The 12266-nt window shown below is 50.2% G+C and carries 9 protein-coding genes; 3 read left to right on the top strand and 6 right to left on the bottom strand.

The features are described 5' to 3' along the window. Positions 1-81: 81 nt before the first annotated feature. Complete coding sequence (gpmA, locus tag ACZ5ZZ_RS12105) at positions 82-828, bottom strand: 2,3-diphosphoglycerate-dependent phosphoglycerate mutase (protein WP_464120496.1); 747 nt, start codon at positions 826-828, stop codon at positions 82-84. 224 nt (positions 829-1052) lie between these two features. On the opposite strand from gpmA, the gene ACZ5ZZ_RS12110 reads away from it, so the two are divergent. The 3 genes from ACZ5ZZ_RS12110 (at position 1053) to lpdA (ending at position 6512) form a co-directional block, all read left to right on the top strand. Next, positions 1053-3758 (top strand): 2-oxoglutarate dehydrogenase E1 component, encoded by a 2706-nt coding sequence (locus tag ACZ5ZZ_RS12110; RefSeq protein ID WP_464139624.1) that lies wholly within the window; start codon positions 1053-1055, stop codon positions 3756-3758. Positions 3759-3852: 94 nt separating this feature from the next. Then, positions 3853-5100, top strand: coding sequence for a 2-oxoglutarate dehydrogenase complex dihydrolipoyllysine-residue succinyltransferase (odhB, locus tag ACZ5ZZ_RS12115; RefSeq protein ID WP_464139626.1), 1248 nt, complete (start codon positions 3853-3855; stop codon positions 5098-5100). 2 nt (positions 5101-5102) lie between these two features. Continuing rightward, positions 5103-6512: a dihydrolipoyl dehydrogenase gene (gene lpdA / locus ACZ5ZZ_RS12120; RefSeq protein WP_464131421.1), complete on the top strand. Its 1410-nt coding sequence runs from the start codon at positions 5103-5105 to the stop codon at positions 6510-6512. A 110-nt stretch (positions 6513-6622) separates the two neighbouring features. Here the strand turns inward: lpdA and ACZ5ZZ_RS12125 are convergent, their stop codons facing one another. The 5 genes from ACZ5ZZ_RS12125 to ACZ5ZZ_RS12145 all read right to left on the bottom strand — a co-directional run bounded on the left by ACZ5ZZ_RS12125 (position 6623) and on the right by ACZ5ZZ_RS12145 (position 12220). Next, on the bottom strand, positions 6623-9046 hold the full coding sequence (locus tag ACZ5ZZ_RS12125; RefSeq protein ID WP_464139628.1) for a cell wall anchor protein: 2424 nt from the start codon (positions 9044-9046) through the stop codon (positions 6623-6625). 104 nt (positions 9047-9150) lie between these two features. After that, entirely contained in the window at positions 9151-9393 is a 243-nt protein-coding gene (locus ACZ5ZZ_RS12130) for a hypothetical protein (RefSeq protein WP_464139631.1), read from the bottom strand. A gap of 134 nt (positions 9394-9527) precedes the next feature. Then, positions 9528-9974 carry a hypothetical protein gene (locus tag ACZ5ZZ_RS12135; RefSeq protein WP_464139633.1) on the bottom strand — a complete coding sequence of 149 codons (447 nt, stop codon included), beginning with the start codon at positions 9972-9974 and terminating at the stop codon, positions 9528-9530. A gap of 180 nt (positions 9975-10154) precedes the next feature. Continuing rightward, the gene (locus ACZ5ZZ_RS12140) at positions 10155-10619 is read right to left on the bottom strand and encodes a hypothetical protein (RefSeq protein WP_464139635.1); all 465 of its coding nucleotides are present in this window, start codon (positions 10617-10619) and stop codon (positions 10155-10157) included. After that, positions 10589-12220: a hypothetical protein gene (locus tag ACZ5ZZ_RS12145; RefSeq protein ID WP_464120490.1), complete on the bottom strand. Its 1632-nt coding sequence runs from the start codon at positions 12218-12220 to the stop codon at positions 10589-10591. The genes ACZ5ZZ_RS12140 and ACZ5ZZ_RS12145 overlap by 31 nt, the downstream gene beginning before the upstream one ends. Positions 12221-12266 lie beyond the last annotated feature (46 nt).

A 12266-nucleotide genomic window follows, 5' to 3' on the forward strand; every position in this document is an offset into this window, starting at 1 on the left:
TGTTTCACATCGAAACAACTTATGTATCAAATTCGAATGACAAAAAAGAAAGGCTCCTAAAAGGAGCCCTCATCGCAATGCTTATTTTGCTTTGCCTTGGTTGGCGACGGCCTCGATAGCCGCTTTCACTTCATCGGGGTCCCCGATGAATTCCTTCTTCAGGACCTTCAAATCAGCATCCAGCTCATACATCATGGGAATACCGGTTGGCATATTTACGCCCATGATTTCCTCAGGGGTCATACCTTCCAAATGCTGCATCAAGGCACGCAAACTGTTACCGTGAGCCACGATCAGGACATTTTTGCCTGATTTTACAGCAGGTGCGATTGTGCCGTTCCACAGCGGCAAGAAACGAGCAACGGTGTCCTTCAAAGACTCATTGCTAGGCAAAAGTTTAGCATCTACATCCTTGTAACGAGGGTCATGCGTGGGATGACGAGGGTCTGTCACCTCCATCGGAGGTGGCGGAGTGTCGTAACTGCGGCGCCAAATCTTCACTTGCTCCTCACCATGACGAGCCGCGGTCTCTGCCTTATTCAGACCTTGAAGTGCTCCGTAGTGTCTTTCATTCAAGCGCCAGTCCTTGTGGACAGGAAGCCACACTTGATCAACCTCATCTAGCACGAAATTCAGAGTTTTAATCGCTCTTTTGAGCATGCTTGTATAGGCCACATCAAAATTGAAGCCTTTTTCACGAAGAGCTTTGCCACCCTTTAGAGCTTCCGCTCGACCTTTCTCGGAAAGATCAACGTCCTGCCAGCCCGTGAAGCGATTTTCTTGGTTCCAAACACTTTCACCGTGTCGAATAAGTACCAACTTATACACGTTTAAACTCCTTCATTTTGGATAGAAAAAGAGCTATCATGACAAGGCTTTAAATAACATCAAAAGCTTGGCGTTTTGCTGCGCATTAAGACGTGTCAAATCCCCAACTTTTTGAAAAATTAGCGAGCGCTAGCGGACGGTGAAACAAGTTATATCAAGACCTTTGGATTCGAGATAATTTGTTTAACCGCCCGCTCAACCCATGTGAAGTTTGAGGTTATATCGTGAGCAACAGTGGCATCAATAGTGCGAATCTTGAATACATCGAACAACTCTACTCTGATTTCAAAGCGAATCCGGATTCACTCGCAGTAGAATGGAAAAGCTTCTTTGAAGGTGTTGAGTTTGCCCAAGGAGGCAAGTTCGGCATGTCCGATAAAGAGCTGGCCGTCTTCCAACTCATCCAGGCTTATCGCGCTGACGGACACACCGAAGCCAACCTGAATCCGCTGTATGCTCCGCAAGCAGGCGAGCTTCTTTCCCTGAAGCGCTTTGGCCTGACGGAAAAAGATCTGACGGCGAAATTCCAGATTGGTTCTGTGATTGGTAAAGCCAACGCCACTCTCAGCGACATCATCGCACATCTGAAGGCCACTTACTGCGGAACACTTTCCCTTCAGGCTGCGGATGCTTCTCCAAAAGAAGTTCAATGGCTGACTCAGCAATTCGAAAACAATCCGGCAAAACTTTCTTTGGATGAAAAAAAGAACGCTCTGGCGGCTTTGACCAAAGCGGAAACTTTGGAAAAGTTCGTTCACACCCGCTACGTCGGAACAAAGCGCTTCTCTGTGGAAGGGGCTGATTCTATTTTGCCGATGATGGACACATTGGTGAACAAAGGTGCGGCTCATCAGGTTCAGGAAGTTTTCGTGGGCATGGCTCACCGTGGTCGCGTCAACATCCTGGTGAACTTCTTCGGAAAGCCTGAAGAATACGTCTTCGGCGACTTCAACGGTCCGCTGGAACTGGCCGAGCCCATTGAAGACTTCGACAACGACGTGAAGTACCACCTGGGCTATGTCACTGAAAAGAAAACCGCGACCGGTTCTTGCAAAGTCACTCTGGCCTACAACCCTTCCCACCTGGAAACTGTCAACGCGGTGGCATTGGGGATGGCGCGTGCGGCTCAAGACCAAATCGGCACTACAGGCAAAAAGAATGTTGTTCCAGTTCTAATCCACGGGGATGCGGCGTTTGCCGGTCAGGGGATTGTTCAGGAAACTCTGCAAATGGCTGGAGTTCACTCTCACTCCACTGGCGGCACGATCCACATCATCATCGACAATCAGGTGGGTTTCACCACCAACGGCAAGGACACTCGCTCCACACGTTATTCGTCTGATGCAGCGAAAATGACCTTCACCCCTGTTCTGCATGTGAATGGTGACGATGTTGAAAGCGCCGTGCGCGCCATGGACATCGCCCTTCGCTATCGCCAGGAATTCGGCAAAGACGTTGTGATCAATCTGCTGTGTTACCGTAAATTCGGCCACAACGAAGGGGACGAACCTGCGTTCACTCAACCGCAGATGTATGAGATCATCAAAACCCACGCAACAGTTCGCGAGCTATTTGCGAAGAAACTGGCCGCGGAAGGAAGTGTGGATCAGAAAACTTCTGACGACATGTACAACCAGGCGATGGATCGCTTGCAGACTATTTTCGAAGATACCAAAAAGAATCCGCCGAAACTTAAGAACTTCAAGTTCGAAGGCAACTGGAAAGGTCTGCGCAAGGCCAAGGATTCTGATTTCGAAAAATCCGCCGACACCACTTTCGATCTGGGCAAGCTAAAACAAATCGGCGAGAAAATCGGCAGTCACCCTGCTGACTTCACTCCACATCCGAAACTGATCAAACTTCTGGAAGCGCGTAAAGCGATGGGCGCTGGCAAAGAAAACATCGACTGGGGCATGGGTGAACTTTTGGCCTACGGTTCTTTGCTGTCAGAGGGCACCAATGTTCGTTTGACTGGTGAAGACTGCGTGCGTGGCACGTTCACTCATCGTCATGCAGGCATGTACGACTTTAAAACCGGCAAAGCTTACTTCCCGCTGGCGGATCTGAATCCGAAGGCGAAACTGCTGGTGGCGGAAAGTATTCTGTCTGAGTACGGCGTGATGGGTTACGAGTACGGTTATTCCGTTCAGGATCCCAAATCCCTGGTGATGTGGGAAGCGCAGTTCGGTGACTTCGTCAACGGCGCGCAAATCGTGATCGACCAATACCTGTCTGCGGGTGAATCCAAGTGGCAACAGATGAGCGGCCTGGTACTTCTTCTGCCTCACGGCTATGAAGGTCAGGGTCCCGAGCACTCCTCGGCCCGTCTTGAGCGCTTCTTGCAACTTTGTGCTCAGAACAACATGCAAGTTGTAAATCTGACAACACCGGCTCAGATCTATCATGCTCTTCGCCGCCAGGTGCGCCGTGACTTCCGCAAACCTTTGGTTGTGATGTCACCAAAGTCTTTGCTTCGTCACCCGCGTGCCGTTTCCACCATCGACGAACTGGCCAACGGTCGCTTCCAGGAAGTGATTGCTGACACTATTGATAAGTCCAAAGTGGACACGGTGGTGTTTGTTTCCGGTAAGCTTTACTACGAGCTTTTGGAAGAAAGAGAAAAGTCCAAGAAAGAAAATGTCGCATTGGTTCGTCTGGAGCAGATCTATCCATTCCCTGCCAATCAGGTGACGGAAGTTCTGAAGTCCTACCCTAAAGCAAAAACTTTGGTATGGGCGCAGGAAGAACCAAAAAACATGGGTGCCTTCCAGAACGTGTACTTCAAGTTTGTTGATGTTGTCTCCAAAGCCGGCCTGAAGCTGGGCTTTGAATACGTGGGCCGTCCGGAAAGATCCTCTCCGGCGACAGGTTCTGTCTACAGACACCGCATCGAACAAGCTGAGATCGTCAAAGCCGTGTTCAGTAAATAGTCGACTGGGCCGACAGTGCTGGCGCGACGGCAGTCGCAGAAGCTGAAGTAGAAAATAATTTGATTTTTAGAAAGATTTAAAAAAGGACGTTGCCATGAAACAAGAGATTAAAGTTCCCGCGGTTGGGGAATCCATCACAGAAGCAACCATCGGCAGTTGGACTAAAAAATCCGGCGACTTTGTAAAACGCAATGAAGTGCTTATGCTTCTTGAGACTGACAAAGCCAGCGTGGAAGTTGTTGCAGAAAATGACGGTGTATTGACTATCAATCCAGGCTGTGAGGCTGGTGCGGTTGTTCAAATCGGCGCAACAGTTGCAACTCTTGATACGGACGCAAAACCGGCAGCGGGCGCAGCAGCTCCTGCGGCTGAAACTCCGAAAGCTGCTCCAGCTTCCGCACCTGCCGGTGCTGCAGCTCTGCCGGCTGCCGCCGCCTCTGCGCACCTGTCCCCGGCTGTTAACAGAATCGTAAATGAAAAGGGTCTTGATCCTTCTGCGATCCAAGGCACAGGCAAAGACGGCCGCCTGACGAAAGGGGACGTTCTTGAGGCTTCCGCCTCCACTAAAGCTACGGCGGACAAGCCGGCAGCTAAGGCCGCTCCTGCGACAGTAACTCCGGTTGCTACGGGCCCGTCGAAACAAGGCGACAAAAAACTTGTTCCAATGACGACTATCCGCAAACGTATCGCGGAAAAACTGAAAGAAGCGCAAAACACAGCAGCTCTATTGACCACTTTCAACGAAGTGGACATGGGCAAAGTGATGGAGCTTCGCTCTAAATACAAAGACAAATTCAAAGAAAAGTACGGCGTGAATCTGGGCTTTAACGGCTTCTTCGTGAAAGCGGTTGTCGAAGCACTGAAAGACTTCCCTGCGGTGAACGCATGGATCAACGGCACAGACATCGAGTATCACAACTACTACAATATCGGTATTGCCGTTTCCACTGAGAAAGGCCTGATGGTGCCGAACATTAAAGATGCGGACACTTTGTCATTGGCTGGTATTGAACTGGCTATTCGCGATTTGGCAGCAAAAGGTCGTGACGGCAAAATCACTCCTAACGATCTGGGCGGCGGCACCTTCTCCATCACGAATGGGGGCGTGTTCGGTTCCTTGCTTTCAACTCCGATCCTGAACTTCCCGCAGTCAGCTATCTTGGGCCTTCACAAAATCCAGGATCGTCCTATGGCGATCAACGGCAAAGTGGAAATCCGCCCGATGATGTATCTGGCGTTGACTTACGATCACCGTATCATCGATGGCAAAGAGGCTGTGAGCCTCCTTGTGAAAATTAAAGAACTTGTCGAAGATCCTGAAAGATTGCTTCTAGAGGTATAATCATGGCAGACACTCAATTTGACCTAATTATTATTGGTTCCGGTCCCGGCGGTTACGTAGGGGCCATTCGTGCAGCTCAGCTGGGTCTTAAAACGGCCGTGATTGAAAAAGATAAAACCTATGGCGGCACTTGCTTAAACGTAGGTTGCATCCCGTCCAAAGCGCTTCTTGAAAGCTCTGAACACTATCAGGCGGCTCAGCATGATCTAGCGGCTCACGGTGTGAAAGTATCCAAAGTCGATTTGGATCTTCCAACCATGCAGGCTCGCAAAGACAAAGTTGTAAAACAAAACACCGAAGGCATCGCCTTCTTGTTCAAAAAGAACAAGATCACTCCCTTCAACGGCCTGGGTAAAATCGTGGCTCCGGGGAAAGTGGAAGTAAAAGGTGCTGACGGCAACACGCAGATTCTTACGACCAAAAATATCGTGATCGCAACTGGATCTGTCCCCGTGGAGCTGCCGTTCTTGAAGTACGATGAAAAACGTATCGTCTCCAACACAGGCGCTCTGGCGTTGGATCAGGTTCCAAAAACCATGATCGTTGTCGGTGGTGGTGTCATCGGCTTGGAGCTGGGCTCTGTATGGCAGCGTCTGGGTGCTAAAGTCACCGTGATCGAGTATGCCAACCGTCTGGGCGGCACGATGGATCAGGACTGCATGAATGTGCTTAAAAAATCCCTGGAAAAAGAAGGTATGACTTTCCTTCTATCCACCAAAGTGACAGGTTCTAAAGTGGGCAATGATGGCGTTGAAGTGACCTATGAGTCTTTGACTGATGGGAAAGCTTCATCGATGAAAGCGGATGTTGTGCTTGTTTCTACAGGCCGCAAACCATTCACGACAGGTGTGGGCTGCGAAGAAATGGGCATCCAAAAGGATCCTCAAGGCCGCATCATCGTCGATAAACACTATCAAACCAACGTTCCTGGCATCTATGCCATTGGTGACGTTATTGCCGGTCCTATGCTTGCGCACAAAGCGGAAGAAGAAGGCGTGGCATTGGCAGAAATCCTGGCTGGTGGTGCAGGTCACGTGAATTACGACACGGTTCCAGGTGTGATCTATACTCACCCGGAAATTGCTTCTGTCGGTATCACTGAAGAATACGCCAAAGAAAAAGGTCTTGAAATCAACGTGGGTAAATTCCCGTTCATGGCCAACGGCCGTGCGCGCGCGAAAGGTTACACGGAAGGTTTCGTCAAAATCATCGCGGATAAGAAAACAGACAAAATCCTGGGCGCTCACATGGTGGGTCCAAGCGTGTCTGAACTGATCCACGAAGTGATCGTGTGCATGGAGTTCGGCGGCAGCAGCGAAGATCTGGCAAGATCCTTCCACGCCCACCCGACTTTGTCTGAAGTTGTGCGTGAAGCGGCTTTGGCCGTTGAAAAACGTCAACGCCAGATGTAGTCGGCCCCGCCGGCAGTGCGGAATTGCCGACCGGCGATTCAGCTGAAGCAGCAAAAACAAAACCCACAGTCACCGACTGTGGGTTTTTTCTTTTCCGCGTATTCAACCAGCTATAACTTCTTCAAATAGATTTGCATCTTATCCTGTCCAGGCACCGAAATGTCGGCACGGCAGTTTTTTGAGGCCGTCGTCGTCTGCGTCTGAACATAAAAGGTCAAATTCGTCTGGTCCGTGGCATAAGAGAACAACCCGGTCATTTGATAGATTTCACTTTGATAGGCCCCTGCCGTGCCCGAGTAGTTTGTGCCATCCCAAAGACGATAACGACAGTAAACCCCGGCATCCACTGGATACATCGAAAAAAGTAATACCGTCAGCTCATAATCTCCCGCGGGAAGACTTGCGAAACGAATGCCCGGAATCTTGCCTTCCGTTGGAGCCGAAGCCAGCCCCGTCACCGTGGCCGCGTTACATGCTGTCACATTCGAAAAAGAGGCATACGAAGTATTGGCATGTTCCCACACGCACCCCGCCTTTCCCAGCATCGTCAAAGACCCCATCAGGGTGCTTGTCCCCGGGATGTTCACGTTACAGATAATGCCAGTTCCGGTACCATCTGAAGTACACATCTTATTCGCAGTCATACCACCCACACCCAAGACCGGGACATTGCCTGAAGCACTCCCCGTTGTCGCCACAGCCGCGGTTCCCAACCCCAAAGCTGTGCGGGCATTGGCCGCTGTCGCAGCCCCCGTACCGCCGTTTGCAATTGGTAAAACTGAAGTTCCCACAACATCCGCAGAAGCCAAATCAATAGCACCAAAGGTCGGCGCACCGCCACCTGCTGGCACACGCAAAACCTGATTAGCAGTCCCGGCAGCTGTTGCAACAGGCGAAGACCCTGCTCCACCGCCCAATACAACCCCGTGCTGAGTCAGCGCCGCCGACGAAGCCATAGTTGTGCCGGAATTGAAATAAGGAATTCCACCTGAAGTGCCTGACGTCAAACCTGTACCACCTTTGGCGACTGTGGCCGTCGGCAAAACGGAAGCAGAAACACTCCCTGTCGCAAGATTACTGGCATTGATATTCGTCAGTGCAGACCCATCCACGGCCGGAAGCTTGGAATCAGATCCCAGTCTGACAATCTGATAGGCCCCCGTCCCGTGGTTCACTCTGGCAACACCGGACGCCACGATCATTCCTGAAGTATCAGCACTGGTATCAAACTGCACAAGACCCTTTGCTGCGTAAGTTGCATCCCCGGGACTCGATCCCGAAGAGTCCGCCGAACAATCCCAGGTTTTGGCTGTGTTATTCCATTTTAAAATCTGCCCGTCAGTGCAGGCCGAAGTGCTGGCCGCCACTGTCAGCTTGGCTGCGCCATCATAGTATCTCAATGCCTTCAGATCCGAATTGTACCACGATAGCCCCTTGTGACCGGCATTCAACACCAGGGCATCTTCCTGCACTTGCGTGAAGTTCCCCAAAAGCAGTGTTTTAGTGGCGCTCATTGTGATGTGACCGCTGGCCAGGATATCTTCGCCACCCATATTCAGATCGCCCGTCATTGTGCCACCGCTCAAAGGCAATTTAGGATTGGCTGTGTCAGCAGCACCGACACGCGCATCCACCGCAGTGTTAAAGTCAGTCATCTGACTCGCAGTCACACTGATATTAGAACATGTAAAGGTGTCTGAAACCGCATTCCAAATTGAAACCTGGCTGGTCGAGCACTGCTGCAAAACGCTCATCTGCAGGCGGTCTTCCAGGGCCGTCTGCAAACCCGTGATCTGCGAGATCGGCAGACTGCCGACACTTAAAACACCAGCGCCATTTACAGACAAGCCAGAACCCACCTGCACAACGCCGGTGCTGGCGGCGGTAGCCACCGGCACGGCTCCGCCCGTATCAGTCACGCAGGAAAAGCTGGCTCCATTGGATTTCAAAACCTCACCCGCTCCACAGTTGGGTAATGCCGATTTCGCAAACGGGCGCACCGTTGGATCGGTTTCATTATTCGGAACCTCGGCGCTTAAGTCAGACAACTTGGCATAATCACCTGCAGACGCTCCACCAAGCTTTTCAGAGTCACGGGCCATGGCCGCCTCTTGCGCCACCATCGAATATGGGACTGTGCCAATCTGATGATAAGGCAAAATAGTACGTGGCCCGCCAGCGCCTGTATTAAAGACAATCTTCACTTTACGCAAATCCCCGGCTGCCGGCGTGTAAGTTCCGTTACACACCGTGGATTCACTGCCCTGATCTTCCGACTGAAGTCCATTGAGGGTTGTCGTGTGATTTGAAAAAACCTTCAGGATATTTTCCCGGGTTTGTTCCTGTCCTGCTGTGGCATACACATTCACAGCTCCGGTTCCAGTCCCCACGGAAAGTGAAAAAGCCCCCTCGGAGCCAGACATATCTTTTCCCAGATGTTGTTCTTCATACAATAGGCAGTTGTTGGGACTGAGAACTTTAACTGTAAAATCCACACTGACCGCAGCCAAAGGAAGATCTGTCGTATTGTCCATGATGCGCCCTGAGATATTTACGGTCTTAGGGCCGCTGGCCTGTGCTATGGAGAGGAAAAGAAGTCCGATCAACAAAAATCCGCATGCGAATGACATAGTTCGCCTCACATCACCTGAAAACGAACATTAACTTCTGCACGATAGGCACCGTCTTGCGACTGGGCCTGCTCTGTCGTAATGACCTCGCCGACCACACCTTCGGCTCTGTATTGCCCCGTGTGATCCTGCGCTATCATTTGACGAGAAGGAGCGATGACTATTTTTCCTTTGCTTGATACGAAGGGGCCTACCCCTCTATACAAAGACTCGATAGAGGCTTCCATTGAACAGCCTCCAAGTACTCCCATTGTACATAGTAAAAGACAGATTTTTACCTTTAGGTTCATTACTTGGAAAGATCGGATTTTTGTGAGGTCGCCTTTAAATCATTGCAACGATTTAAGATTTACCTGTCTCAATGTGAGACAACCCAACGACTCAGCTATTGACACAAAAAGCTGAGCACCTTCCATGCCGGCTGAACCGCAGGCTCTTGCGGAACTTCTTCCGCAGTGGGTTCATACTGGTTGATCAAATCACTTTCGTATTTGGCACAGTCTTTCTTCTTGAAGCTCTTTTCCGATGGCAGAGATTCCAAAACAGAAACCATCAGATCCATATGGGCCTCGTCTTGAGCTCCTTGTGGTACGCTGTTGTCTCGGAGACTTTTAATCTGTCCCACCACACGGTTCATTGCGCGAAAACGATCCCGGTTATTTTTGGCCTTGCCGACTTCTTTTTCCAGAAGTTCGGCCAAGGTATCGACTTGTTGGCGCACACTACGGTTGCTGTAGATCGGAATCTCTTTGCCTCCAGCCCCGTAAGAAACTGAAGTGGCCCCCAGACACAGACTGCCCAAGACTGCCCAATTTAAGATACCCGATTTCATAACGACCTCCAGACACTTTATCTTACGTTCTGGAGTTTTTTTCAATCACGACCCTATTGGTAATCCAAATACTGCTGATTTTTTAATTATGATTCATGAGAAAGTACACATGGCGAAAATATAAAGGCTGCCCCCAAAGGCCCACCAACGCCGTCAGTGGGGCCTTTTTCACCTGCCAGATTATGAGCAGATACCTTCGATGATTTCGTAGGACCTTTTCAACGCAGGGTGCGTCGGACGATGCTCCGCATAGGGCTCAAAGTCGATCATCACACGTGCTTTGTATTCAGGACACTTTTCAACTGAAAAATCCCTGTCCGTTGCCACGTGCTCTAAAGACGCCGTCGAATAGTCCAAATAGACTTCCTTGTCGACAGATTGAAGCGAGTTTTGTTTACGAACTTCTTCGATCGTCGAAAGAGTCTGCTTTAGAATTTCCACTTTTGCACTGGCCGGCATACGGGAATGAACCTGTCTGTTAAGAACGTTGAGCTGCCCGTCCACACTGCGAACCACATCGGCCACCTTCATTGTCGGCGCTTCACCGCCACCAGCAAAGGGAGCACGCACCTGAAAGGTGAACGCGGACGTCAGCAAAGCAACTGAAATTGATCCTAGAACTGTAAGTATTGGTCTGCTGTACATACTTTAACTCCCATCTCTTTTTCCAACTGCTTATGTTTTGCGGCGACGAAACTCAAATACCCTGGAGCCCCGCCCGCATTTGGATTTGTGATGATCGCATAGGCGTGTGCGATTCTCATGTACTCTGGCAAAGTCAGTTCATCCGACTTGGCAAATACGGCCTTCAATAGAGGATGGCGGTACTTGTCGTATTTTACTTTCAATTCATTGATCTTCTTCTGCTTGTCATCTTCCGACATTTTGGCATTGCCGTTGATGGCTTTGATTTCCTTTTGCACATGAGGACGAAGATCTTTGTACATCTTCTGAGCTTTCACCACGTCCACGCCCAATTCCCGCAGCACCTCAAGCGAAGTCAGAGCTTTGTCAAACTCTGCCGCATCTTCCGAACCCAGACCGCGCCAGAACGTCGGCAGATTCGTCACGATCGCCCATTTCCCGGTGCTGATGTTCTGGAAGTCGATGTCTTCGTTTTTGATATACTTCTTCTTTTCTTCTCGTTGTTTGATGTAGTTATCCAAATAGATTTTTCCGCTCTGAATACCGGCATTGAAACCCAAAGAAACCAGAATCTGCTTGATCACATTCAGATTGGCATGAGTAGCCCCCAAAGCGCGCAGGCGCTCGACATAGTTACCCTTACCCATGTAACCATTCAGCTCTTCGCCTTCTCTGTAAATGCGGCCATTGATAATGTCATTACCCGCGGAATAGCTTAGACCCGTGGCATTTTTCAGCATACTGCGATAGAAAATCCCAGTGAAAAGAACATTGCGAAGTGGGCTGGACGGAACCGTCATGACCACACAACGATTGGAAGAAGACCACGGGGTGTAGCAATCGGCACCTTCAGACTCGCCCACCAGACAAAGCTTTTTGCCTGCAGGAACTTCCAGAGCGTAAGCGCTCTTTTCGGCCACAATTCTTTTGCAGGATTCTTTGTTGGATTTGGCAATTTCTTTCATATACCAGTCCAAGGTGGATGGCTGTTTGGCATCCATATTATAACGGACGAAAACCTCTTTAAGAGCGCTGACCGTCAACTGTCCCACACCCGCGTCGAAACCGCCGCCCAAGGTGTTCACGTGCAGACCACTTTCGTTGTAAAGCTTCGGCAGAAGCTCCTTCACTGGAATATTCAGACAATCCCCGACATCCACCAGAGCGTTGTAAACGCTGTTCACATAGGGCTCTGTCGTACAAGGGGGTTGGAACCCAAGGCCGTCAGCACCTTTGGTCGGAGAAGCCAGCAGCTCTCCTTTAGCTCCGCGACACATCGAAATAGCACCCGATTTGGAGTTTAAAGGAATGAAGTTTTGCATGATAAAGGAGACACATTCCTTCGGTGGGTTGCTGTTCCCCAATTGCGCCCGACTGCGGTTGCCCGCGTAGACTGCCGACATTTTTTTAAGGTCATTGGCAAAATAGTTTCGCTCCGGTCCACACTGCTCTGCCGTCTCAAAGGCACCTTTGGATGCAAAGTCGGCAGTTCCCGCCGTTTCCGGATTTGAGTTTAACGACGCCTGATACCAGCCAAAACCGGCAAAGGCCACGAAACAACAGAATGTGGAAAACCAGAAAGAAGTATTTGAACGTCGCACTAGCTTCTCCTATCAAGTGGAATATCAACTTCTTATCTGTTTAATT

This window comes from Bdellovibrio sp. HM001, assembly GCF_055397275.1.

Excerpts from the sequence above, each read along its gene's own strand:
- odhB (WP_464139626.1), top strand. The coding sequence starts at position 3,853 with ATGAAACAAGAGATTAAAGTTCCCGCGGTTGGGGAATCCATCACAGAA.
- lpdA (WP_464131421.1), top strand. The coding sequence starts at position 5,103 with ATGGCAGACACTCAATTTGACCTAATTATTATTGGTTCCGGTCCCGGC.
- ACZ5ZZ_RS12140 (WP_464139635.1), bottom strand. The coding sequence starts at position 10,619 with ATGTACAGCAGACCAATACTTACAGTTCTAGGATCAATTTCAGTTGCT.
- ACZ5ZZ_RS12135 (WP_464139633.1), bottom strand. The coding sequence starts at position 9,974 with ATGAAATCGGGTATCTTAAATTGGGCAGTCTTGGGCAGTCTGTGTCTG.
- ACZ5ZZ_RS12130 (WP_464139631.1), bottom strand. The coding sequence starts at position 9,393 with ATGGGAGTACTTGGAGGCTGTTCAATGGAAGCCTCTATCGAGTCTTTG.
- ACZ5ZZ_RS12125 (WP_464139628.1), bottom strand. The coding sequence starts at position 9,046 with ATGGACAATACGACAGATCTTCCTTTGGCTGCGGTCAGTGTGGATTTT.